Raw genomic sequence first — 23,226 nt, forward strand, 5'->3', positions numbered from 1 at the left:
ATACTTTCAATCGGCGCAAAGCTCCGCGAAATCGATTTCAATCTCCGGAGTTATACGCAGGACAATTGCCGCTTACGGCTTGACGCCGTTGAGATGGCTTTCGAGGAAATGCAGATTGTCCTGTCCCCAATAGAGTTCGCCATCATGAAGGAATGACGGAAAGCCGAAGACGCCGTTCTTGATGGCAAACTCACGATCCGCCGCCCACTTGCCCCGCACATCGACGTCACCTTCCCGCTTCGAAAGCGCGTCGCCATCGAAGCCCGCAGCGGTGGCGATCGCCTTGCGCACTTCGGGATTGCCGATATCCTCGCCGCGGCCCCAGAACGCTTCCTGCAGGACCTTGGTCAAGTCGAGCCACGGCTCGCCGTCGAGATAGGCGGCGATGACCATAAACGCTGCCGGTGCCGGATCGGCAAGCGGCGGGCGATTTTCCAGAAGCAGATTCTTGCCGCGGAAACCGGCCCAGCGCTTGAGATCCCGCTGCCAATATTGCCGACGGGCTTCGGGTCTATTGCGTGAGAAGATGCCGCCATTCTCTTCGACGACGGTGGTGAGATAAGGCCTGATTTCCGCGCCCGCCTTTTCGACGAGATCGAGAAATGGCTCAAGGCCGATATACGACCAGGGCGAGCCGATGGAAAAAACATAATCGATAATTTTGGTCACTGTCTGCCGCGTCCCGTGAATGATGATGAAACCCCGTAGATTTTGACCAGCAAGGCGAAGGATACGCAAGCGCCACGGCGCAATTTCCATAACGATATCGTTACCCGGCTCGGGAAGATGCGGGCTGTACTCCGCGATCCCCAGGACATAGCCTCCGGCCCCGATTGCAACCTATCTGGAGAAATTCCCATGGACTTGGGTCTTGGCGACAAGGTCGTTCTGATTACCGGCGGGTCGAAGGGCATCGGTTATGCCTGCGCCAGCCTGTTCCAGTCCGAGGGCGCACATGTCGCCATTTGCTCGCGAGCGCAACCCAATATTGACGCAGCTCTCTCCCGTCTTCCTGGAGCCCATCCCATGGCTATGCCGCCGACCTAACTTCCGACCGACAGGCCCTGGAGGTCGTCGACAAGGTCGAAAACGACGTCGGTCCGATCGATATTCTCGTCAATAGCGCCGGTGCCGCCATGCGCACGCCGGCGCAGGACCTGACCCCATCCGCGTGGCGGGCGGCAATGGAGGCCAAGTATTTTTCCTACATCAACGTTCTGGACCCGGTCATCAAGCGCATGGCGACGCGCGGCTCGGGCACAATCGTCAATATCATCGGCAATGGCGGCAAAGTCGCCTCGCCGACCCATCTCGCCGGCGGTGCAGCCAATGCCGCGTTGATGCTCGCGAGTGTCGGCCTCGCCAATGCCTATGCCAGCCAGGGCGTGCGTGTCGTCGGCCTCAACCCCGGCCTCACCGAGACGGAACGCGTTGCCGAGGGCATAAAGGCCGAGGCCAAGCTCGCCGGCGCCACCCAGGAAGATGCCTTGGCCGCCGCCCTGCGCCGCATCCCTATCGGCCGCATGGCAAGTCCGGAAGACATCGCCAATGTCGTCGCCTTCCTGAGTTCGCCCAGGGCAAGCTATGTCACCGGCGTCGTGATCAGCATGGATGGGGCGCAGGTTCCGACTGTGGTCTGACAGCGGCTCCCTGTTACGCAGCTGATTTCCAATCAAGCCCGATATCAAGGGTCGGTGCGCTATGCGTCACCCAGCCGACGGAGATCAGATCGACGCCGGAGGCAGCAATTGCCGCAGCCATCGAAGGCGTGACACGGCCTGACGCCTCGGTGATTGCCCGTCCGGCAACGATTCTCACAGCCTCGTGCAGCTGATCGGGCGTCATGTTGTCGAGTAGCACGGCGTCGACGTTCTCATCCATGGCTTCGCGAAGCTGTTCGAGCGTATCCACCTCGACCTCGATCTTGACCATATGGCCGACGCCGGCCTTGGCGCGCCGGATCGCCTCTGCGACGCCACCGGCGATCGCGACATGATTGTCCTTGATCAGCACCGCGTCGTAGAGCGCAAAACGATGGTTCATGCCGCCGCCGGCCCGGACCGCATATTTCTCAAGGGCTCGCAGCTCTGGGGTCGTCTTGCGGGTGCAGACGATCGATGCCTTCGTGCCGCTGACGGCTTCGACGATACCGGCCGTCACCGTCGCAATGCCGGAGAGATGGCCAAGGAAGTTCAGCGCCGCGCGCTCGGCCGTCAACAGGCCACGGGACGGGCCTTCGATCGTTGCAATCAAGTCACCGGCATAGACCCTTGCACCATCGTGAAGGTGGCGGGTCATGACCGTTCCGGGATCGACAAGCTGGAAGGCGAGCTCCGAGACATCAAGTCCGGCAATCACCCCCGGCTGACGGGCCACCATGGCGACGCTGGAGCGATGATCCTCCGGGATGACGGCGGCAGACGTGATATCGCCGGCAAGGCCGAGATCTTCCAGCAGGGCATTGCGTACCAGCGGCTCGACAACGAGGCGCGGAAGGGGAATGAGGGTCATATCAGGCGCTCCTGGCGAAGGAATAGGGAATGACGGACCGGGCGATGTCCAACACGTCTGGGAGGCGCATCGTCCGGCGTTGCGTCTGCTGCAGCTTCAGCGGAAAATCCGTTCGCGCATGAGCACCGCGCGACTCCGTCCGCAGGCTGGCGAAAACAGCGATCAGCAACGCGACGATGGCGGGATCGGCGGCCGGCCCCTCGCTTTCGGCAAGCGGCAGAAGCGCAGCAATCGCTCCCTGAATGGCGCCGGCATTGCGAAGAACGCCGAGATGACGCGAGACGATCGGCCGAACAAGCGAGGCATCCGGAGCCGGCGAACGGGCGTGGTCCGAAGGCGCGTTTGCGGGGCTTGCCGGGACGCCGGCGATGTCCCGCGCCGCGCGTATGCCCATGACAGCAGCCTCCAGCAATGAATTGCTGGCGAGTCGATTGGCGCCGTGCAGGCCGGTTGATGCGGCCTCCCCCGCCACCCAGAGGCCGGAGACGGAGCTGCGGCCGTTCACATCAGTCGCCACGCCGCCCATGTGATAGTGAACAGCGGGGCGCACTGGTATGAGCTCGCGCGACGGATCAATGCCGGCCTCGCGGCAGAGCGCATCGATGACGGGAAAGCGGGCGGCAAAGCGGCTGCCGAGTGCTTCGCGGGCGTCGAGAAAAACACGGCCGCCGCGCGCGATTTCCGCACTGATCGCTCGGGCGACGACATCGCGCGGTGCCAGTTCCCCACGGGGAACCAACGCCATGAAGCGCTCGCCTTTCTCATTGACGAGCAAGGCGCCTTCGCCGCGCACGGCTTCGCTAACCAGTGCCAGCGGCCGGCGGCGGGAAGCAAGTGCCGTCGGGTGGAACTGCACGAATTCCATGTCGGCCAGAAGCGCCCCAGCTCTCGCCGCAAGTGCGATTCCCTGACCGAAATTGCCGACGGGATTGGTTGTCGCATCAAAGAGGCCGCCAATGCCACCGGTCGCGAGCAAGACGTGGGAGGTGGGCAGAACGGCCATCCCCTTCGGTGTCGCGCATAGCAGGCCGCTGATCCGCTCGCCATCCACGAGCAGCCGCCGCGCCTCATAGGCTTCAAGCACTGTAATGGACGGCGTGTTGGCGACGGCCAGCACCAGCGCCCGAACGATCGCCGCGCCGGAGCCGTCGCCTTCGGCATGAACGATACGGCGGCGCGAATGGGCGGCTTCGAGGCCAAGCGACAGCTCACCTGTGCCATTTCGATCAAAGCGGACACCCGCCCGCTCTAGAGCTGAAATCGCCGCCGGTGCTTCGGCGATGATGCTTGCGGCCACTGCCGGATGGCAGAGCCCGTCGCCGGCGGCGAGCGTGTCGGCCAGATGCAGCTCCGCGCTGTCATCCGCTCCCATGCCGGCGGCGATGCCGCCTTGCGCCCAGGCGCTCGACGTCTCGGCGCCGAGTGCAGCGCGGGTGACGACCACGGCCGGTTGCGGCGCCAGTGTCAGCGCTGCCATCAGCCCGGCGAGACCGCTGCCGACGATAACCACGCGATCTGCGAGTTCGTGAAGAACCTCGGTCATATCGCCAACATCCTTTCCACGGCGCGACGGGCCGCGACGGCAATTGTCGGATCGACGGTCACTTCGTGCTGGTTTTCCTCGAGTGCCTTGCGGATGTTGCCAAGCGTAATGCGCTTCATGTGCGGGCAGAGATTGCAGGGCCGGATGAACTCGACATCTGGATGATGGACGGCGACATTATCGCTCATTGAACATTCGGTCAGCAAAACAACGCGCGCCGGGTGCTTCTTGCCGACATAGTCAGACATGACGGCGGTGGAGCCTGCAAAATCCGCCTCCTTGACGACGTCCGGCGGGCACTCCGGATGAGCAAGCACCGTTACGCCGGGATAATTTTCGCGTAGCTGGCGCACATCGTCGGCGGTGAAAAGCTCATGGACCTCGCAATGTCCATGCCAGGCGATGATCTCGACATTGGTCTCGCGCGCCACGTTCTGCGCCAGATACTCGTCGGGGATCATCAGCACCTTGGGAACGCCGAGCGATTCCACCACCTGCTTGGCATTGCCTGAAGTGCAGCAAATATCTGATGCCGCCTTCACCGCAGCGGACGTGTTGACATAGGTGACGATGGGAACACCCGGATGCGCCTGGCGCAGCAGGGCAATGTCTTCCGGCGTGATCGACTCAGCCAGCGAGCAACCGGCGGCCATGTCGGGGATCAGCACGGTCTTTTCCGGATTGAGCAGCTTGGCGGTCTCGGCCATGAAATGCACGCCGGCGAGCACGATGATGTCGGCGTCCACGTCGATCGCCTTGCGGGCAAGCGCCAGGCTGTCGCCAACGATATCGGCGACGCCGTGGAAGATCTCCGGCGTCTGATAGTTATGCGCGAGGATGACGGCATTGCGGCGCCGTTTCAGCTCGAGAATTGCCTCGACATCATCCTGAAACGTCAGCCATTCGGCTTTCGGAATGACGCGGCTGACACGATCATAGAGGGAGGATGCGGATACGGGGTAGTTCATGACCGGCTCCTTATTATACTCAACTTGAGTATATCATACGCAAATAGATATTCTCGTTATGAGCATATGTCAATTGCGGGAGAGTGGCAATTTTGTTCCGGCGAGTTCACGCTCTTCAAGGACGGCGCGACGGAAGCGGAAGAGTTTGGCCGGGCGGCCGCCTGTCTCGCTTTCGGTTGCGCCGGTTTCCTCCACCAGCTCCTGCTGTTCAATCAGCCGGCGGAAATTCTGCTTGTGCAGTGTCAGGCCTGCCAGAGCCTCGACGGTGCGCTGCAGTTGAAGGAGCGTGAAACTCTCCGGCATCAATTCGAAAACGACAGGACGATATTTGATCTTCGCACGCAGCCGCGCCATACCGGTCGCAAGGATCCGCCGATGGTCGGCAAACATCGGCCGGCCGGTATTGCGCTCGTGTGTGCAGTGCGCCTCAAGGACAAACCCGGCCTCATAAAGAAGCTCATAGCGCTGCAGGACGAGGTCTTCGTTCCAGGCGGTACCGTTCAAACCAAAGGTAAAATCGGCGCGGCGCCGGCGCTGCTCATGCCGAGCTGGATCGCCGGCGATCCAGATATTCAGTCGCCCGACAATATCGTCGAGTACGGACGGCCGGCCGTGGCGATGGTCTTCCCAGGGGAAATATTCGTACCAACCATGCCATCCCGGCCTGCCGCCGCCGGGGGCCGCCTGCTCGCGCACCAGGCCGAGATAGCTGATCGAGATCGTTCTGCCGCCAAGAATCTCGTTGTTCCGGTCGCGATCGGCAAAAGTATAGAGCTGCTCCAGATATCCGACGGGATGCGCCGTCTGTTCCTGCACCCATTCGCGAAGACCGGTTTGTAATGTCCGATGCCCGAGCTCGAACGGTCCCGACGGCAATGCATCGCCGGACCGCACCGTCATAACCCTGGGATCGCCGCCGGTGACGGCCGTCAGAACCGCGATCAATTCGGCATGCGCAAGTCCGATGGTCACGGCGACTCCATGTCTTGTTTTCGAGCTGATCTTTTCTCGCATGAAGCGCCGCCGAAGCCAATGCAGAGTTCGGTCACCGGACGTCTCACGGCATCTTGGAGCCTGGAAAACCCCTTCAATGCCGGGATGCGCGCTCGCAAAAGACACTGGAAGCGCGCTATTGATATATTGATGCATTAGTGCTTTAGTGGGTGAATATTTGATGCCGGCCTTGCCGGACTTGGGAGGATATTATGAGCAATACCGCAATGCGGGAGCAGGCGAGCCCCGCCATGATGCGAAAGGTGGCGATCGCCTCCTGCATCGGCACCACTGTCGAGTGGTACGATTTCTTCATCTACGCCACGGCCTCGGCATTGGTTTTCAACAAGCTGTTTTTCCCGAGTTTCGATCCGCTCGTCGGCTCGCTTGTCGCGCTAGGCACCTATGCCGCCGGCTTCTTCGTGCGCCCGATCGGCGGCCTGTTGTTCGGCTATCTCGGCGACCGCTACGGCCGAAAGAGCGCGCTCGTGACCACGCTTTTGATCGTTGGTATCGCCACTTTCGTCATCGGCCTGATGCCGACGTATAACAGCATCGGCATCGCCGCCCCGTTGATCCTGCTTTTCATCCGCATGCTCCATGGCTTCGGCATTGGCGGCGAACAGGGCAACGCCATTCTCATCATGTGCGAGCATGCGCCCGCCAAAAGTCGTGGCTATTTCGGCTCGTGGGTACAGACGGGCGCGCCAGCCGGCTTCATTCTGCCGCTTGGCATCTTCGCGGTATTGACGACGACGCTGTCGGATGAGGCGTTCATCAGCTGGGGCTGGCGTATTCCCTTCCTGCTCAGCCTCGTGCTGATCGGCGTCGGCATGTATATCCGCCTGCAGCTGACGGAATCGCCGCTGTTTCTGGAAATGCGCAAGCGCCGCGCAGAAGACCCGCATCCGCTGGTCGAGATCGTCAGCAAATATCCGCGTTATCTCGCCCTCGGCTGCGGCACCAAGTTTGCCGAAAGCGTTGCCTTCACCAGCTTTGCCGTGCTGATCACCGCCTATGCGACCAGCCGCGGCGTGCCGCGGCCGGTGATGACAACCGCATCGCTCGTGGCAATCGTGCTGGAACTGGTCAGCATGCCGTTTTGGGGCGCCCTTTCCGATCGCATCGGCCGCAAACCCGTCTATATCATGGGTGCGGCGACCGTGCTTCTGGCAAGCTTTCCCACCTTCGCGCTGATTTACTATCGCGTCGACAACTACATCTGGGTCGCCCTGACGGCGGCGCTGGCGATCGGCCATAGTGCCATGTATGGGCCGCAGGCAGCCTACTTTGCCGAATTTTTCCCGACGCGAATCCGCGCCAGCGGCGTCTCCTTCATCCAGCAGATCGGGGCGCTGATCGGTTCGGTCGGGACGCTTGCCGCCGGTTGGCTGCTGGCGCTCCTGAACGGTGCGCCCTGGGCGCTCGCCGGCTTCATCGCGATCGGCTGTGTTATTACCATCGCCTGCACGGCGGCGCTGCCGGAAACGGCACCACGCCTCGGACGATGGAAAGACCTCATTGACGGTTTGACAGCGGGCGATCATGCAGAAGCTCGCGGCCAGCGCGCATAAGTAAGAGACAAAATGATATCAGCATTCGAAATATTCTCCGACCGATGGGGTTTTCTTGGCGAAAGCCCCATCTGGTCGGAGGATGGCAAGTGTCTCTGGTGGGTCGATACCGAAGGCTGCCGGCTGCTGCGGACGGACGCGGCATCGGGCAAAACCGAGGTTTGGGGTGCACCGGAAGCTGTCGGTTGCATCGCCCTGCGGCCGGATGGGATCCTGTTGGCAGGTCTTGCCAGCGGCATTTTTCTCTTCGATCCGGCAAACGGCCGTTTCGATCCGGCCTGTTCGCCGGAGAGCCGCACGGATGTTCGCTTCAACGACGGCGCGCTAGATCCGAGAGGCCGTTTCTGGGCAAGCACCATGCACCTGGAGCTCACGGAACCCGCAGGAGCCGTTTTCTGCATCGAAGCCGATCTTGCCCACCGCCGGCTTTTCGATGGCCTGTGGACGCCGAACGGGCTCGCTTTCGATCCCGTTCGGCACCGCATGTATTTCTCGGATTCTCATCCGACCGTGCAAACCATCTGGGTCTGCGACTATGATCTCGCCACGGGAACGCCAAGCAATCGCCGCGTCTTTGCGACGACGCATGATTTCGCAGGCCGGCCCGACGGTGCGTTCATCGATGATAACGGCATCTACTGGATTGCCGGCGTCGGTGGATCGCAACTTCTCCGCTTCGCACCATCAGGCGAAGCGCTGGAACCGGTATCCTTTCCAGTGACGCATCCAACCAAGATCGTCATGAACAGAGCCAATCCTCGCTCCGTTTTCGTGACGACCAGACGGACGGCCCCGGAGGAGGAAAAGCACGCCTCTGGGCATGTGCTGCGGGCGATGTTGCTGTGATCGCAATCAAGTAGCCGCTATCTGCTAACGTAATCCGGATATTTTTCGCAAATGAGATCGATGATCGACAGCGTGCCGGAAAGATGCTTGCGAAGCGCCGCCACCGCCTGTTCCATATCCCCTGACTGGACAGCATCGACGATGGCATGGTGATCGGCGATGACCTGCTGCTGTTTGCCCGGCATCGGCAGGTTCAGCATGCGAAGCCGGTCGAGATGGACGCTCTGGCGGCGGACGGTTGCCCAGAGTCCCAATATGCCCGCCCTTTCGAAGAGTACGCGGTGGAAATCCTTGTCGAGACCGTCGAATAGATCGTAGGTCTCCGGCGACATGACATGCTCCTGCCGCACCAAAACATGCCGCAAAGCCGCCGCCGTTTCCTCAGGCGATTCGGCCGTCAGCCGCCGGATGGCCTCCAGCTCGATCGACAAACGCAGGAAATGCGCCTCGACGGCGTTGCCGATATCGATCCTCGCCACGACAGTCGCATATTGCGGATAGACCTCGACCAGCCCCTCTTCCTCAAGCCTGATCAAGGCGTCGCGAACCGGCGTCTGGCTGACGTTGAATTCGCTCTGAAGCGAGATGCGCGACAGAACGGTAGTCGGCGGCAAACTCATTGAAAGAATACGCGATCGCAGGATTTCCAGGATCTGCGGCGCGACCTGGCGGGAGCGGTCCAAGGCGAATTCTTTGCGGTTTACTTTCACTGGCTACCTTCCTGATCGAGAGCATCAGCTCATAAAGCACAATTTAGGGCTTGATGCACTGATACATTAGTGCTTTAGTCAATTTGTGTAAACGCGATTTCACGGGTTTGCGTCATTTGGGAGGATTTAATGAGAGGATTTCTTCGTGGCATGACCGCGGTCGGCATGATGCTGGCCGGTGCGTTTTCGGCCAGCGCTGCTGAAAAAACCGATATTTCGATCACGCGTCAGCCAGGCATTCTTTATCTCGTCAGCCACGTCATGGAGACGCAGAAGCTGATCGAGAAACGCGCCGAGGCCGACGGCCTGCCGGGTGTGAAGGTCGAATGGCGCACCTTCAGCGGCGGTGGCGCGCAGACCGATGCGCTTCTCGCGGGCAGTGTCGACATCGTCAATACCGGTACCGGCAATCTGCTGCTGCTCTGGGATCGCACGAGAGGCAAGGTCAAGGGCATTGTCACAAATTCCGCCCAGCCGGTCATCATGGTCTCGCGCGATCCCCGCATCAAATCTCTGAAGGACATTCAGCCAAGCGACAAGATCGCCGTGCCGACGGTCGGAGTTTCGACGCAGGCAATACTGCTGCAGATGGCGGCCGCGCAGATGTATGGTGACGATCAGGTACACAAGTTCGATGCCAACACGGTACAGCTTGGTCATCCTGACGCGATGGCGGCGCTTGCAAACCAGAACCATGAGGTGAAGAGCCATTTCTCGGCCCCGCCTTTCCAATATCTGGAACTCAAGCAGCCGGGCGTTCATCAAGTTGTCGATTCGCGCGATATCATCGGCGGTGAACTGACCCAGGGCACCTTCTTCACGACGACACAATTCGCCGGCACAAACCCGACGATCATCAAGGCCGTGCGCGAAGCAACGGCCGACGCTATCGATGTGATCAAGAAGGACCCCAAGACCGCAGTCGAGGCCTACAAGACGGTGAGCGGCGACAAGACCAGTGTCGACGATCTGCTCGCGATCCTGAACCAGCCGCACATGATGGAGTTCCGCATGGATCCGCAGGGGACCATGAAATTTGCGGCGCACCTCTACAAGATCGGAACCTTGAAGACGATGCCCAAGGCCTGGACCGACTACTATCTGCCGGAAGCGGCGGATCTGAATGGCAATTGAAGCCGGAGGGCGGCGCGAATGCCGCCTCTCGATCTATCTCTTGGAGGAGCCGATGCTTCAGGCAAAAATCGCAACCGACACAATGACGACGGAAAGGGCAGCGACCGCCGCACCGCTCTTGAACGTCGACAAAGTGACGCTTCGCTACAAGACGCCGAACCTTTTGATCACTGCCACCGAAGAGGTCAGCTTTTCGGTCGCCCGGTCCGATCGCTTCGTACTCCTCGGACCATCCGGTTGCGGAAAATCGACGTTGCTGAAGGCCATCGGCGGCTATCTGACGCCGACGGCGGGCCGCATCGAAATCAAGGGGCAGCCAGTCAGGAAACCGGGCGCCGACCGGATGATGGTCTTTCAGGAATTCGACCAGCTCCTGCCTTGGAAGACCGTCCTGGAAAACGTCATGTTTCCGCTGACGACCGCCCGCCGCCTACCGCGCGCTGAAGCCGAAGCCATCGCCCGAGATTATATCGAGAAGGTGAAGCTCACCCGCGCCGTCGATACTTATCCGCACATGCTTTCGGGCGGCATGAAGCAGCGTGTGGCGATCGCGCGCGGCATGGCAATGCAACCCGATATCCTGCTGATGGACGAACCCTTTGCGGCGCTCGATGCGTTGACCCGCCGGCAGATGCAGGATGAGCTTCTGCAGCTCTGGGAGGATACGCGTTTTACCGTCATCTTCGTCACGCATTCGATCGCCGAGGCGATCAAGATCTCCAACCGAATCCTGCTGCTTTCGCCGCATCCTGGCCGTGTCAAGGCCGAGGTCCGCAATGTCGAAGCTGTCCGCGACGACACTGCCGCAGCGGCGAAGCTAGAGCAGGAAATCCATCACATGTTGTTTGCCGAAGCAGGACATAGGGAATAGGCCATGAGCGCACCGCAGATCATCCTCGGGGCCGAAAGGGCTGAACCCGCAGGCCACATTGCTGCTGTCGAGCAGAAGCTCGGCACCATCGAACTTCTTTGGCAATCGAGCCTCTTCCGCAAGTCGCTGCTGATCGTCGTCCTGGCCATCATCTGGGAGACCTATGCGCGCCATCTGGACAATCCACTGCTTTTCCCGACGCTCAGCGACACGCTGACGGCGCTCTATGATCGCTTCGCGGACGGTGTGCTGCCGGAACGCATCTGGACGACACTGAAGGTGCTCGTGACAGGCTACGTGACCGGGACGGTCCTGGCTGCTGTTTTGACCGTTGTCGCGATCAACACACGGATCGGCACCGATTTTCTCGAAACCATGACGGCGATGTTCAACCCGCTGCCGGCGATCTCGCTGCTGCCGCTCGCCCTCATCTGGTTCGGGCTAGGGCCGGCGAGCCTCGTTTTCGTGCTCGTGCATTCCGTTCTCTGGGCAGTTGCCCTCAACACGCATGCGGGCTTTCTCGGCGTTTCGCGCACCCTGCGCATGGTCGGGGCCAACTACGGGCTAACCGGACTTTCCTATGTAATTCGCATTCTCATCCCGGCTGCCTTTCCATCAATCCTGACGGGATTGAAAATCGGCTGGGCCTTCTCCTGGCGTACATTGATCGCCGCCGAACTCGTCTTCGGCGTTTCTTCCGGCCAAGGCGGGCTCGGATGGTTCATCTTCGAAAACCGCAACCTTCTCGACATACCGTCGGTCTTCGCCGGCCTGCTGACGGTCATCGTCATCGGCCTCATTGTTGAGAACCTGGTTTTCCAAACGATCGAGCGTCACACCCTGCAGAAATGGGGCATGAAGGAATGAAGTTTCATGCGGATTCGTCTCCTCGGCCAATAGTTGAATATAAGGTCATAAAATAATGAATGCCAAAAGGAAATCGGCAGAATTGCGCAGCGCCAAATGGTTTGCGCCCGACGACCTCAGAAGTTCCGGACATCGTTCGCGCACCATGCAGATGGGCTACGCGCCGGAAGAATGGGCGGGTAGGCCGGTCATCGCCATCCTCAACACCTGGTCGGATGCCAATCCCTGCCATGCTCATTTCAAGCATCGTGTTGAAGACGTGAAGCGCGGCATCTTTCAGGCCGGCGGCTTCCCTCTCGAACTGCCGACGCTGTCGCTGTCCGAAAGCTATGTCAAACCGACGACCATGCTCTATCGCAATATGCTGGCGATGGAAGCCGAAGAGCTGCTGCGCTCGCATCCGATCGATGGCGCCGTGCTGATGGGCGGTTGCGACAAGACCACGCCGGGTCTCGTCATGGGCGCGCTCAGCATGGGCCTGCCAATGATCTACCTGCCCGCCGGCCCGATGCTGCGCGGCAATTACCGCGGCGAATATCTGGGCTCCGGGTCTGATTCCTGGAAATTCTGGGACGAGCGCCGCGCCGGCACGATTTCGGAAAAAGAATGGGTGGAGGTCGAAGCCGGCATTGCCCGCTCCTACGGTCACTGCATGACGATGGGCACGGCGAGCACCATGACCGCAATCGCCGAGGCGTTGGGCCTGGCCTTGCCTGGCGCAAGCTCGATCCCGGCCGCCGACTCCAACCACATCCGCATGTCGTCAGCCGTCGGTCGCCGTATCGTCGAGATGGTCTGGGAAGACCTTATACCCTCGAAGATCGTCACGGCCGCCGCCGTTGGTAACGCCGTCGCTGTTGCGATGGCAACGGGCTGTTCCACCAACGCCGTCGTGCATCTGATCGCGATGGCGCGCCGCGCCGGTGTCGACCTCACGCTGGACGACCTCGACAAGGCTGGCCGCACCACGCCGGTGCTTGCCAATATCCGGCCGACCGGCAAGGCCTATCTGATGGAAGACTTCTACTATGCCGGCGGCCTGCGCGCGCTGATGGCGAAGCTCTCCTCCAAGCTTGATCTCTCCGCGTTGACCGTGTCCGGCGTTACCCTCGGCGAAACGCTGGAGGGCGCCAAGTGCTACAACGACGACGTCATCCGCTCGCTCGACAACCCCGTCTATCATGAAGGGTCGCTTGCGGTTCTGAAGGGCAATCTCGCGCCGACCGGTGCCGTCATCAAGCCGGCCGCCTGCGATCCGCGTTTCCACAAGCATCAGGGACCGGCGCTGGTGTTCGACAGCTATCCGGAGATGAAGGCGGCAGTCGATGATGAAAATCTCGACATCACCCCCGACCACGTCATGGTGCTGCGCGGCGCTGGCCCGCAGGGCGGCCCGGGCATGCCCGAATGGGGCATGCTGCCGATGCCGAAAGCGCTGCTCAAGAAGGGCCATCGCGACATGCTGCGCCTGTCCGACGCCCGCATGAGCGGGACGAGTTATGGCGCCTGCATCCTGCATGTCTCCCCGGAATCGCACATCGGCGGCCCGCTGGCGCTGTTGAGGAACGGTGACATCGTTCGCCTCGATCTCGAAGCGCGACGGATCGATATGTTGGTGGACGAAGATGAATTGCAGCGGCGGCGCGAAGCCTGGGTCAAGCCCGCGGAAAAATTCGGCCGCGGCTATGGCTGGATGTTCGCTCGTCATGTGGCGCAGGCCGACACCGGCTGCGACTTCGATTTTCTGGAAACCGGCTTCGGGCCGGCGCCCGGCGAACCCGATATTTATTGACCACAAGGGACGATATCATGAGCAATTACGTGTTGAGCAGCGAGACGCGCAACAAGTTGATGGGCGTGGCGACGCCGACGATCGCCACAGCGCTCTTCAAGCGAGGACTCCGCAATCAATTCATCCAGGATGTACACCCGCTGTCGCCGAAGAAGGCGAACATGGTGGGCCAAGCCTTTACGCTCCGCTACATCCCTGCGCGCGAAGACCTGAACACGCTCGACGTCTTCCGCAACCCGGAGCATCCGCAGCGCGCCGCTGTCGAAGCGTGCCCGCCCGGCGCGGTTCTGGTCATGGATAGCCGTAAGGATGCGCGCGCCGCGTCAGCGGGCTCGATCCTGATATCGCGGCTTCAGGTGCGCGGGGTGGCTGGCGTGGTGACCGATGGCGGCTTCCGCGACAGCCCGGAAATCGCCAATCTCGAAATCCCGGCCTATCACCACCGCCCGTCCGCTCCGACAAACTTGACGCTGCACCAAGCGATAGAAATAAATGGGCCGATCGGCTGCGGCGATGTCGCAGTTTTCCCCGGCGACGTTCTGGTCGGCGACAATGAAGGCGTCATTGTTATCCCGGCTCACCTCGCCGACGAAATAGCTGATGAGACCGTTGAGATGACGGCTTACGAGGACTTCGTCACCGAGCAAGTGCTGAACGGCGCCACCATCATCGGCCTCTATCCGGCAACCAGCGATGAGCCGAAGGCCAAGTTCGCCGAGTGGCGGAAGCAGAAAGGCCGCTGATCGGCGTTTTCAGCTTCGCTAAAGCGCTAAACACATCCCGCCGCCAATCGCAGCGGCGGGATCTATGATTCGAGAAATGATTGGATAAGAATGGCTTATCCCGCCCAGCTCATTCGATTCAGGAAGAAGCTTTCATTGGGCGTCGGCTGGAAATTCAGCGCCTTGGCTGCGCCGTAGATCGCGTCCATCTGATAGAGTGGCACCGTGGGCACCTGGTCTACGACAAACTGGCCGATCTTTTCATAATCCGCCAACCGCTTCTTTTCGTCCGACGAAGAACCTGCCTCGTCCAGCAGGGCGTCGATCTCCGGTTTGTCGACGATCGCCCAGGTGCTGCCCGAGTGGAACAAGTAATTCAAGACGCCATCTGCATCCTGGCACGCGCAGGAATTGGTGCTGATCGCCAAGGCCGGAGCACCTGCCGCGCCCTTCTGGATGAGCTGCAGGAAGGTCGGCGTGTCGACCTGCGAGATCTCGACGTCAAAGCCGACCTCCTGCAATTCCTGCAGAATGGCTTCGGCAACGCGTTGGTCGAAGAAGGCGCCGACGGTCAGCTGAAACTTCGCCGGCTTGCCGGCACTTGCGATCAGGGCCTTCGCCTTATCCGGATCATAGGGTAGCCCGGTAATCTTGTCGTTCCAGCCGAAATGCGCGGGCGTCATCATCTGACCGACCGGCTTGTCGAAGCCGCCAAGGATGCCCTGCGTAATGCCCTCCTTGTCGATGGCATAGGCGAGCGCTTGCCGCAACTCCAGTTTGTCGAAAGGCGGCTTGTTCGGATTGATGCGGATAAAGGCCATTCTTTCCGTCAGTACCGGCACAGCCTTGACGGTTTGCGATCCTTCCAACTGCGCCGCCTGGTCTGAAGACAGTGCACGGGCGAAATCGGCGACGCCCGCCTGCAGGTCCGCAAGCCGGGTCGAAGCATCCGGCACGGCGCGGAACACGGCCTGCTCGAACGGACCTTTGTTACCCCAGTAACCGCCGTAACGGACAAGCGTGACGGAAACACCGCGATCCCATTTGACGAACTTATAAGGACCGCTGCCGACCGGTGCCAGATTGAACGCCTGATTGCCGACCTTCTGCACCACATGCTCGGGAACGATGGAAAGCTTGGTCAACTGCGCCAGCAGCGCCGGATATGGCGTCTGCAATGTCAGCGTGACTTCATGATCACCGGAAACCTCGGCCTTTGCGATCTTGGCAAACTGGCTGAGCTGCGGGCTCGCCAGCTTCGGATCGATGATGCGATTGACGCTGAAGGCAACGTCCTCGGCGGTCAGCGGCGTGCCATCGTGAAAAGTCACGTCGCCGCGCAGAGTAAAGGCGACCTTCGTATCCGACAGGCTCTTCCAGGAGGTGGCGATCTCCGGAACGATCTTGCCGCTGTTGTCGCGTGTGACGAGATTGTCGAAAATGTTGCGATAGACGAAGTAACTGTCCGGGTTCCATTGAAGCTGCGGATCGAGCGTTGACGGCTCGTTGACGAGATCGACGACAATCTGCTGCTTTTCGGCAGCCTGGCTCGTTATCGCGGATGAGAGAAGGGCAAAGCCAAGAGCGGCTGTGAAAACAATAACCTTGCGTAGCATCATCATCTACTCCTTTAGGATTTTGGCGCTCTCACGTGGCATGCAGCGAAATGGCCGCCCTGCTGGAGGGCCTCAAGCTCGGGAGAGATCGTTCGGCAGATAGGCACGGCGATAGGGCATCGGGTCGAAAAGCGGCAGCCCGTCGGCGGATTGGCAGGGCTCGGCAAATCGCCTTGCAGGATGATGCGCTGCCGGTGGCGCTGCGCTTTCGGGTCAGGCAGCGGCACGGCGCTGAGCAACGCTTCGGTATAGGGATGAACCGGGTTCGCGAAAACCTCCGCCGTCGATCCGGTTTCGGCGATCCGGCCGAGATACATCACGGCAACGCGGTCGGCAAAGTGGCGCACGACCGAAAGGTCGTGCGAAATGAACAGATAAGAAAGACTCAGACGCTGCTGCAGTTCGAGCAGCAGGTTCAAGATCTGTGAGCGGATCGACACGTCGAGCGCCGAAACCGGTTCGTCGAGGATAAGCAGCTTGGGCTGCAGCGCGATGGCGCGGGCAATGACGATACGTTGCCGCTGACCGCCGGAAAAGGCGTTGGGCTTACGATCGGCATGGCTTGGATTGAGCCCGACAAGCTCCAGCAACTCCGCGACGCGTCGCCGGCGTTCTTCCCGCGTGCCGACGCCGTGGACGATCAGAGGTTCGGCAATGCTCTCACCAATGGTGAGCTTGGGATTGAGCGCCGAAACCGGATCCTGGAACACGATCTGGATATCCCTGGAAAGATCGGCGCGGCGCACCGAGGCGTCGCTGGTGACATCCTCCCCATTGAAGACGATCCTGCCCGATGTCGCAGGCTGCATCCCGAGGATTGCCGCGCCGAGCGTCGACTTGCCACAACCGGATTCACCGACCAAAGCCAGGCTTTCGCCGGCCGCAATATCGAGATCGACACCATCGACCGCCTTCAGCCAACCGACCGGCCGGCCGAGGAAACCACCGCGGACCGGAAAATGCACACGAAGATCGCGTACGGAAAGGAGCGGCGCAGTCATGCGAGCCTCCCGATCAGGTCCTGGTGCCAGCAGGCGGCGCGGCGATCCGTGCCGGCGGCCGCAAGCGGAGGCGTTTTCCGGCACTGCTCATCAGCCAATGGGCAGCGCGTCGAAAACCTGCATCCCTCCGGCCAGAAGCCGATATCCGGGACCGCTCCGCTGATGGTCGGCAACAGCGTCTTGGCCTCGCCATCGAGCCTTGGAATGGTCGATAGCAACATGCGCGTATAGGGGTGCCTCTGCTCGTCGAAGATTGCATCGACGGAAGCCTCTTCCACGATCCGGCCGGCATACATGACGGCGACTCGGTCGGCGATATCGGCAACCACGCCCATATCGTGAGTAATCAACAGGATCGCCGTGCCGGTCTCGGCGCGCAGCCGCTTCATCAGCTCCAGGATCTGCGCCTGGATCGTCACATCGAGCGCGGTCGTCGGCTCATCGGCGATCAGAAGCCGCGGCCGGGTGATCAAGGCCATGGCGATCATCGCCCTCTGGCACATACCGCCGGACAATTCGAAAGGAAACTGATGGAAACGCATCGCCGGCTCGGGAATGCCGACCTCACCGAGCATGGCGATCGCCTGCCGCTGCGCCTCCTTGCCTCCAAGCCCGCGGTGGACGACCAGGCTTTCGGCGATCTGTTTGCCGATCGGCATCAGCGGATTGAGCGATGCAACGGGCTCCTGAAAGATCATCGCCATCTCATCGCCGCGCAGGCGCTTCATAGCGGCGCTGTCGAGTTCGGTCAGTTCCTTGCCGTTCAGCCGGACCGAGCCCTTTTTTCGTGCGGCAACGCGCGGCAACAGGCCCATGACCGAAAACGCCGTCATCGATTTTCCGCAACCGGACTCACCGACCAGCGTGACGATTTCACCCGCACCGACCGAGAAGCCGACGCCATCGACGACAGGCTTGCCGCCGATTGAGATATGCAAATCTTCCACGGTCAGAACCGGCGCCGTCATCTCGGGTTCGCCTCCCGAACGGCAGCCCATGGATTCTTCGGGTGGACCATTCCGATATTGACGCCCTCCCGGCGCAGAACCGCCGAAGGGACAGCGAAATTGACGGGATAGAGGGTATCTTCGATAATATCGACGTTGAACTCGGACCCGACCGCGGCAGCAACATCGGATGCTGCAGCCCGGTTGACGCGGATCGTCCTGCCGCTGGCATCGATACGCGGGCTGTGCAGCGCCTTCTCCAACGACAAGCCGTAAGCCGCGACAAAGGCGAGGATCTGCGTCACGGCCGGAACGATCTGCCGGCCGCCGGCAGCACCCAGCGCCAATTCCGGCACGCCATCGCGCGTTGCAACGACAGGGCACATATTGGCAAGCGGTCTGCTTGCGGGCGCGATCGAATTGGGCTGGCCCGGACGCGGGTCGAACCACATCATGCCATTGTTGAGCGCAAAGCCCGCCTCCGGCACCACCACCTTCGAGCCGAAGCGCGACAGGAGCGTATTCGTCAGCGCAACCATGGTGCCATCGCCGTCGACGACGCTGATATGGCTAGTGCAGCTTTCGCCCGCGGCATGTCCGAGATGCTTGAGGCGATATTCACTGGCACCGCGGATCGCGCGGGCAAAGGCCAATGCCGCCGCCCCACCAAAGGGATCGTCCTTCGGCAGGCTGGCGTCCAGCTCTGCCAGTGCCGTGCAAAGCGTCGGACCGCCCGACAGGCCGGGGATTGCATGGACGATCAGGCCCTTATAGTCCTGCGTCAACGGCGCCAGCCAGCGCGGGGCATAGCCGGCAAACTCCTCTCTCGAAAGCACCGAACCGCCGCCGGCGAGGCCCGCAACCAGCAGTGCGGCGATCTCGCCCTCGTAAAAATCGCGCGGCCCGGCCGCTGCCAATTTTTCCAGTGTCCTTGCCTTTGCCTTCATCGGCAGAAAAGCCTTTCGCCCACCCTCCGGTACGCGCGGTGCGCGGCCGTTGTGCAAGAACAAGTCTGACGCCGCCGGAAACTGCGCCAAATTGGCGCCGTCGATCGCCAGCGCCAGCGCGGCATACCAATCGAGCTGTAAGCCTCGATGCGCCTGCTCAATGGCCGGGGCCAGAGCATCAGCCCAGGAAATGGTGCCGAAACGGGAAAGAGCTTCGGCAAAGCCGGCCACCGCTCCGGGCACACAGATCGACCCATAGCCGATCAGGTTACGGTCACCCTCGACCGACGGCCAATCGAACCAGTCGCCGTCGCGACCCGGTACGAGCGGATAACCGGCGGGATCGAGTGCTGCGGGCGAGATCACGTTGAAGTCGAGAACATCGACCGCACCGCTGCCGCCCTCGGCTCGAACCATGAAACCGCCACCGCCGATACCGGATAGCCATGGCACCACCACGCTCAAAACCAGTGCGGTGGTGACAGCCGCATCGACGGCATTGCCGCCTGCCGAAAGCACAGCTGCTCCTGCCTCCGCCGCAAGCCAATTCTGGCAGGCGACCATGCCGTGTTTGCTTCGCGTCTCGCGCTTGCCGATCTGCCAGGTCTCGTTCATTTGCGCAATCCAGAGTGATTGGGGCCAGATCGAGGACCAAACCGCAAAGGGCCGATTGCGGCGGGAATGGCAAGCTCGACCGCGAAGCGCCCCTTATTACGGGATGCTACATGGTGACGGGCGATGTCTGCGGCGGTGGCGACCCAGCTCGAGGGCTCGGCGGTGATCGCATCGAGCAGCTTTTCGAGCATGGCAATCCGTTGCGCCCGACCGGATATCCAGTCGTGAATGGTCAACGTGAACAGCCCGCCGAAGCGATGCAGCGTGCGCCATTCCGTCAGCCAATCGTCCAGCACCTGAGCGCCGGCATAGGGTGCCCAGCGCTCATTGCCGCTATTCTCGAACTTGAAGAAGATCGCGTCATCTATCGCCCACTGCACGGGAATCTCGACCACCCCGTCAATTTCATAGGGATGATCGAAGCCCATAAGAGACGAATCGTAAGCAAGGCCGTTGCGGCGGATTTCGGCCAACATGTGCGGTGTCATTTCCCAGGCAGGCGAGCGGAAACCCACCGGCTTTTGCCCGGTCTGCGCAACGAAGAGCGTCAGGCTGGCGTCCAGCGCAGCACTGAATTCCTCATCGCCGATGTCGCCGACGAGCTCGTGGAAATATCCATGCAGCCCGATCTCATGGCCGGCCTCGATCAGCGCCGGCAACAGATCGGGATCGGATTCGGCAATGACTGCAGGCACATAGAAGCTTGCCTTCACGTTGTATCGAGCAAAAAGATCGAGGATGCGCGTCATGCCCGTTCGGAGGCCGAAGCGGCGGATTTCCAATCGCGATAGGCGATTGGAGATACCGTCCCGCTGCTCCCACAGAAAGGGAGCGGTCGCATCGACGTCGACGCTCAAGAGCACAGCGCTTTTCTTGCCGACCGGCCATTCATAGGCCGGGAAAGGCGAAAAGCTGCTGCGAGGCTCGACCACATCCTGCGTCATGACGCTTTCCTCTCAAGAGCTTACAGCGGCTTCTTCTTATCTTGATAGACGGCGAGCGAACCGATGGAATTGCCGCCATCGGCCGCCAGCGTCGCTCCGGTGATGTAGGCGGCGGCATCCGAGGCAAGGAATAGCACCGCGTTCGCCGCATCGCTCGGCTGCGACGGACGGCCAAGCGGAATATTGCCGAGCACATTATCGATGTGTTCCTGCGTCAGATGGCTGACCTTACTGCCGGCCGCGAATCCGGGCTCGACGATGTTGACCCGGATACCGAACTCCGCGAGCTCGATGGCAAGGCCCTTGTTCAGCCGGTCGAGCGCCGTCTTGGAAACGCAATAGGGCACCACGCTGCGCCGCATCTTTCGCGATGCGCCGGAGGAGATGTTGACGATCGAACCCTTGACGCCCTGATCGATCATCTGGCGCGCAATTCCCTGCGACAGCAGGAAGGGAGCGCGCAGATTGATGCTGAAAATCTTGTCCCAATCGTCGGCGTTGATATCGAGGAGGAAGCCGGACGGATAGATGCCGGCATTGTTGACCAGAACATCAGTCGCACCCCAGTTTTCGGCAATGAAGGCGAGCAGCGCCTTGATGTCGCCATCGGAGGTCAGGTCTGCTGCGAATTGCAGATGATTACCCTCGCCGAGATGGGAGGCCGCAGCCGCAAGCCGCGCCGGGTCCTTGTCGGTCAGCAGGACACGGGCGCCGGCGCTTGCGAAAGCCTGCGCGATCCAACCGCCGAAAATGCCCGCCGCACCGGTGACGACAACGCGCTTACCTTCGAAGTCTGGTGAAAAATCAACCATGTGATTCAATTGCTCCGTGGGTCGAGGCGATCGCGTAGGTGATCGCCGATGAAATTGACGGAAAGGACGAGAAGAAAGAGCGCAAGGCCGGGCGTGACCGAAAGCCACCAGGCGGTCGCAACATAGTTGCGCCCTGTCGAAAGCATGGCGCCCCAGCTCGCCGTCGGTGGCTGCACCCCGAGGCCGAGGAAGGAAAGTCCTGCTTCGAACAGCACCATCAGCCCGAATTCAAGCGTCGCCACGACGATGAGCGCGCCGGCGATGTTGGGCAGCACATGCCGCCACAGCACCCGAAACCACCCTGCCCCCATGAATCGGGACAGGCGCAGATAGGGCATATTGGCGACCGTCAGGGTCTGTCCGTAGGCGACGCGCGCATAGCGCGGCCAGCGGGTCAGCGCCAGAACCAATACGACATTCAAAAGGCCCGGCCCAAGCACCGCAACCGTGATGATCGCCAGCAAAATAGCGGGCACCGACAGAACGATATCGACCAGACGCATGATGAATGTCTCGGTCCAGCCGCGATAGAAAGCCGCAAGCATGCCGATGACGCATCCCGAGACGCCCGAGAGCAGCACCGAAGCAACCGCAACGAACAGCGAGACCCGAGCGCCGTAGATCAGCCGGCTCAGCGTGTCGCGTCCCAGCTCATCCGAACCGAAGAGATAGAGCGTATTGCGCACCACCGTGCCAGGCGGCTTCAGCCGTCCCAGGAGGTTTTGCGTATTCGGGTCGTGCGGCGCAATCAACGGCGCGAAGATCGCCATCAGCACGATCAGGATCAGGATGACGACCGAGAGGACAACGCCAGCGGGCATGCTGCGCACGAGCCTCGCCGATCCGCCGAGAGACACCATACTCATGCCTGCCTCCCGGAAAGACGGATGCGCGGATCGATGACACTGTAGAGAATATCGGCGAGGAGATTGAGCAGAATGGCGGCGGCCGCGCCGATCAGCACGACACCTTGAACGATCGGAAAATCCCGCGCACTGATTGCCTGTATCGTCAACTGGCCGAGACCGGGCCAGGCGAACACGGTCTCGATAATGATCGCGCCGGTCAGCAGATTGGCGATCTCGAGCGCCGATATCGTCACCAGCGGCACGGCCGCATTACGCAGCAGATGGCGCAGGACGATGCGCGTCAGCGACAAGCCCTTGGCATGGCCGGTGCGAACATAGTCCTTCTCCAGCTCATCCAGAACGGAGGTGCGGGCAACACGGGCGAAAGTCGCCATCGACAAAAACCCGAGCGCGAAGGCAGGCATCAACAAGCTTGTTACGCCGCGTGCCCCAGAGGTCGGCAGCCACCGCAACAATACGCCGAATAGCATGATGAGAAGAATGGACGTCCAGAAGGTCGGCATCGACTGACCGATCAGCACGAAGCTCATTAGCCAGCGCGATTCCCAGGAATGGCGGCGCACCGCGATGACAATGCCGATCGGCACCCCAAGACCAAGCGCCACCACCAACGCTCCTGCCGCCAGCGACAATGTATAGGGCACGCGACTGCCGATGATATTCAGCACCGGAAGGTTCTGAACATAAGACTGGCCGAGATCGAACCGCAGCAGACCCGCCAGAAAATGCAGATATTGTAGATAAAGCGGCTGATCGAAGCCGAGCGCCGCACGCATGGTGTCGATATCCGCCTTGCTCGCGTCCGGCGGCACCAGCAGCAACACTGGATCGCCGGTCAGGCGCTGCAGGAAAAAGACGAGCGTCACCACACCGAACAGAGCGATCACGGCCTGCAACAGACGCTTGGCGATGAATGCAGGCACGTTTTACTCCCATCGGTTAGA

21 protein-coding genes and 1 pseudogene are annotated in these 23,226 nt (G+C 61.1%); 8 read left to right on the forward strand and 14 right to left on the reverse strand.

The genetic code is table 11. The annotated features are described in order from the left end of the window. Window positions 1–72: 72 nt before the first annotated feature. On the reverse strand, window positions 73–669 hold the full coding sequence (locus PY649_RS03290) for a 2-hydroxychromene-2-carboxylate isomerase (protein ID WP_285866710.1): 597 nt from the start codon (window positions 667–669) through the stop codon (window positions 73–75). Window positions 670–858: 189 nt separating this feature from the next. Here PY649_RS03290 and PY649_RS03300 point away from each other — a divergent pair. Beyond that, a pseudogene (locus PY649_RS03300) lies at window positions 859–1,640 on the forward strand (SDR family oxidoreductase). Between the two features lie 13 nt (window positions 1,641–1,653). On the opposite strand, the gene nadC reads toward PY649_RS03300, so the two are convergent. The 4 genes from nadC to PY649_RS03320 form a co-directional block, all read right to left on the reverse strand. Then, window positions 1,654–2,511, reverse strand: coding sequence for a carboxylating nicotinate-nucleotide diphosphorylase (gene nadC, locus PY649_RS03305; protein WP_285866713.1), 858 nt, complete (start codon window positions 2,509–2,511; stop codon window positions 1,654–1,656). 1 nt (window position 2,512) lies between these two features. Then, window positions 2,513–4,054 (reverse strand): L-aspartate oxidase, encoded by a 1,542-nt coding sequence (locus PY649_RS03310; RefSeq protein ID WP_285866715.1) that lies wholly within the window; start codon window positions 4,052–4,054, stop codon window positions 2,513–2,515. Continuing rightward, entirely contained in the window at window positions 4,051–5,022 is a 972-nt protein-coding gene (gene nadA, locus PY649_RS03315; protein ID WP_285866717.1) for a quinolinate synthase NadA, read from the reverse strand. Before nadA ends, PY649_RS03310 begins: the two co-directional genes overlap by 4 nt. 69 nt (window positions 5,023–5,091) lie before the next feature. Then, window positions 5,092–5,994, reverse strand: a complete 903-nt coding sequence (locus PY649_RS03320) for an NUDIX hydrolase (protein WP_285866718.1) — start codon at window positions 5,992–5,994, stop codon at window positions 5,092–5,094. Window positions 5,995–6,227: 233 nt separating this feature from the next. Between PY649_RS03320 and PY649_RS03325 the strand changes: the two genes are divergently transcribed. Together PY649_RS03325 and PY649_RS03330 are read left to right on the forward strand one after the other, a co-directional pair. Beyond that, the gene (locus PY649_RS03325) at window positions 6,228–7,589 is read left to right on the forward strand and encodes an MFS transporter (RefSeq protein WP_285866720.1); all 1,362 of its coding nucleotides are present in this window, start codon (window positions 6,228–6,230) and stop codon (window positions 7,587–7,589) included. A 12-nt stretch (window positions 7,590–7,601) separates the two neighbouring features. Next, a complete protein-coding gene (locus PY649_RS03330; RefSeq protein ID WP_285866721.1) occupies window positions 7,602–8,435 on the forward strand; it encodes an SMP-30/gluconolactonase/LRE family protein in 834 nt (277 codons plus the stop codon). A gap of 17 nt (window positions 8,436–8,452) precedes the next feature. Here PY649_RS03330 and PY649_RS03335 read toward each other — a convergent pair whose 3' ends face one another. Next, complete coding sequence (locus PY649_RS03335) at window positions 8,453–9,145, reverse strand: GntR family transcriptional regulator (protein WP_285866723.1); 693 nt, start codon at window positions 9,143–9,145, stop codon at window positions 8,453–8,455. A gap of 129 nt (window positions 9,146–9,274) precedes the next feature. Here PY649_RS03335 and PY649_RS03340 point away from each other — a divergent pair, with 129 nt between their 5' ends. From PY649_RS03340 to PY649_RS03360, 5 genes are all read left to right on the forward strand, one after another. Continuing rightward, on the forward strand, window positions 9,275–10,279 hold the full coding sequence (locus PY649_RS03340; protein ID WP_285866724.1) for an ABC transporter substrate-binding protein: 1,005 nt from the start codon (window positions 9,275–9,277) through the stop codon (window positions 10,277–10,279). 82 nt (window positions 10,280–10,361) lie between these two features. After that, the gene (locus PY649_RS03345) at window positions 10,362–11,150 is read left to right on the forward strand and encodes an ABC transporter ATP-binding protein (protein ID WP_285867182.1); all 789 of its coding nucleotides are present in this window, start codon (window positions 10,362–10,364) and stop codon (window positions 11,148–11,150) included. A 3-nt stretch (window positions 11,151–11,153) separates the two neighbouring features. Continuing rightward, window positions 11,154–12,017 (forward strand): ABC transporter permease, encoded by an 864-nt coding sequence (locus tag PY649_RS03350; RefSeq protein ID WP_285866725.1) that lies wholly within the window; start codon window positions 11,154–11,156, stop codon window positions 12,015–12,017. Window positions 12,018–12,072: 55 nt separating this feature from the next. Further along, the gene (gene araD / locus PY649_RS03355; protein ID WP_285866727.1) at window positions 12,073–13,809 is read left to right on the forward strand and encodes an L-arabinonate dehydratase; all 1,737 of its coding nucleotides are present in this window, start codon (window positions 12,073–12,075) and stop codon (window positions 13,807–13,809) included. Window positions 13,810–13,826: 17 nt separating this feature from the next. Continuing rightward, window positions 13,827–14,552, forward strand: coding sequence for a ribonuclease activity regulator RraA (locus PY649_RS03360; RefSeq protein WP_285866729.1), 726 nt, complete (start codon window positions 13,827–13,829; stop codon window positions 14,550–14,552). A 95-nt stretch (window positions 14,553–14,647) separates the two neighbouring features. Here the strand turns inward: PY649_RS03360 and PY649_RS03365 are convergent, their stop codons facing one another. Genes PY649_RS03365 through PY649_RS03400 form a run of 8 tightly spaced genes read right to left on the reverse strand, consistent with a single transcriptional unit; the run spans window position 14,648 to window position 23,205 of the window. Beyond that, window positions 14,648–16,150 (reverse strand): ABC transporter substrate-binding protein, encoded by a 1,503-nt coding sequence (locus PY649_RS03365; RefSeq protein WP_285866730.1) that lies wholly within the window; start codon window positions 16,148–16,150, stop codon window positions 14,648–14,650. An 11-nt stretch (window positions 16,151–16,161) separates the two neighbouring features. After that, window positions 16,162–17,148, reverse strand: coding sequence for an ABC transporter ATP-binding protein (locus PY649_RS03370; protein ID WP_285866731.1), 987 nt, complete (start codon window positions 17,146–17,148; stop codon window positions 16,162–16,164). Continuing rightward, window positions 17,145–18,116: an ABC transporter ATP-binding protein gene (locus tag PY649_RS03375; protein ID WP_285866732.1), complete on the reverse strand. Its 972-nt coding sequence runs from the start codon at window positions 18,114–18,116 to the stop codon at window positions 17,145–17,147. Before PY649_RS03375 ends, PY649_RS03370 begins: the two co-directional genes overlap by 4 nt. Then, the gene (locus PY649_RS03380) at window positions 18,113–19,657 is read right to left on the reverse strand and encodes a gamma-glutamyltransferase family protein (RefSeq protein ID WP_285866733.1); all 1,545 of its coding nucleotides are present in this window, start codon (window positions 19,655–19,657) and stop codon (window positions 18,113–18,115) included. The genes PY649_RS03375 and PY649_RS03380 overlap by 4 nt, the downstream gene beginning before the upstream one ends. After that, window positions 19,654–20,601: a polysaccharide deacetylase family protein gene (locus tag PY649_RS03385; RefSeq protein WP_285866734.1), complete on the reverse strand. Its 948-nt coding sequence runs from the start codon at window positions 20,599–20,601 to the stop codon at window positions 19,654–19,656. Before PY649_RS03385 ends, PY649_RS03380 begins: the two co-directional genes overlap by 4 nt. Window positions 20,602–20,621: 20 nt before the next feature. Beyond that, entirely contained in the window at window positions 20,622–21,413 is a 792-nt protein-coding gene (locus tag PY649_RS03390; RefSeq protein WP_285866735.1) for an SDR family NAD(P)-dependent oxidoreductase, read from the reverse strand. 5 nt (window positions 21,414–21,418) lie between these two features. Next, window positions 21,419–22,273: an ABC transporter permease gene (locus tag PY649_RS03395; RefSeq protein ID WP_432761321.1), complete on the reverse strand. Its 855-nt coding sequence runs from the start codon at window positions 22,271–22,273 to the stop codon at window positions 21,419–21,421. Between the two features lie 2 nt (window positions 22,274–22,275). After that, complete coding sequence (locus PY649_RS03400; protein ID WP_285866737.1) at window positions 22,276–23,205, reverse strand: ABC transporter permease; 930 nt, start codon at window positions 23,203–23,205, stop codon at window positions 22,276–22,278. Window positions 23,206–23,226 lie beyond the last annotated feature (21 nt).

Origin of the sequence: Rhizobium mayense (genome assembly GCF_030272705.1) — a bacterium.
Classification (GTDB): Bacteria; Pseudomonadota; Alphaproteobacteria; order Rhizobiales; family Rhizobiaceae; genus Rhizobium; species Rhizobium mayense.

What these genes read in the sequence shown, in the direction of transcription:
- nadC (WP_285866713.1), bottom strand. Translation starts at nt 2,511, where the DNA reads ATGACCCTCATTCCCCTTCCGCGCCTCGTTGTCGAGCCGCTGGTACGC.
- PY649_RS03310 (WP_285866715.1), bottom strand. Translation starts at nt 4,054, where the DNA reads ATGACCGAGGTTCTTCACGAACTCGCAGATCGCGTGGTTATCGTCGGC.
- nadA (WP_285866717.1), bottom strand. Translation starts at nt 5,022, where the DNA reads ATGAACTACCCCGTATCCGCATCCTCCCTCTATGATCGTGTCAGCCGC.
- PY649_RS03325 (WP_285866720.1), top strand. Translation starts at nt 6,228, where the DNA reads ATGAGCAATACCGCAATGCGGGAGCAGGCGAGCCCCGCCATGATGCGA.
- PY649_RS03330 (WP_285866721.1), top strand. Translation starts at nt 7,602, where the DNA reads ATGATATCAGCATTCGAAATATTCTCCGACCGATGGGGTTTTCTTGGC.
- PY649_RS03340 (WP_285866724.1), top strand. Translation starts at nt 9,275, where the DNA reads ATGAGAGGATTTCTTCGTGGCATGACCGCGGTCGGCATGATGCTGGCC.
- PY649_RS03345 (WP_285867182.1), top strand. Translation starts at nt 10,362, where the DNA reads ATGACGACGGAAAGGGCAGCGACCGCCGCACCGCTCTTGAACGTCGAC.
- PY649_RS03350 (WP_285866725.1), top strand. Translation starts at nt 11,154, where the DNA reads ATGAGCGCACCGCAGATCATCCTCGGGGCCGAAAGGGCTGAACCCGCA.
- araD (WP_285866727.1), top strand. Translation starts at nt 12,073, where the DNA reads ATGAATGCCAAAAGGAAATCGGCAGAATTGCGCAGCGCCAAATGGTTT.
- PY649_RS03360 (WP_285866729.1), top strand. Translation starts at nt 13,827, where the DNA reads ATGAGCAATTACGTGTTGAGCAGCGAGACGCGCAACAAGTTGATGGGC.
- PY649_RS03365 (WP_285866730.1), bottom strand. Translation starts at nt 16,150, where the DNA reads ATGATGCTACGCAAGGTTATTGTTTTCACAGCCGCTCTTGGCTTTGCC.
- PY649_RS03370 (WP_285866731.1), bottom strand. Translation starts at nt 17,148, where the DNA reads ATGACTGCGCCGCTCCTTTCCGTACGCGATCTTCGTGTGCATTTTCCG.
- PY649_RS03375 (WP_285866732.1), bottom strand. Translation starts at nt 18,116, where the DNA reads ATGACGGCGCCGGTTCTGACCGTGGAAGATTTGCATATCTCAATCGGC.
- PY649_RS03380 (WP_285866733.1), bottom strand. Translation starts at nt 19,657, where the DNA reads ATGAACGAGACCTGGCAGATCGGCAAGCGCGAGACGCGAAGCAAACAC.
- PY649_RS03385 (WP_285866734.1), bottom strand. Translation starts at nt 20,601, where the DNA reads ATGACGCAGGATGTGGTCGAGCCTCGCAGCAGCTTTTCGCCTTTCCCG.
- PY649_RS03390 (WP_285866735.1), bottom strand. Translation starts at nt 21,413, where the DNA reads ATGGTTGATTTTTCACCAGACTTCGAAGGTAAGCGCGTTGTCGTCACC.
- PY649_RS03395 (WP_432761321.1), bottom strand. Translation starts at nt 22,273, where the DNA reads ATGGTGTCTCTCGGCGGATCGGCGAGGCTCGTGCGCAGCATGCCCGCT.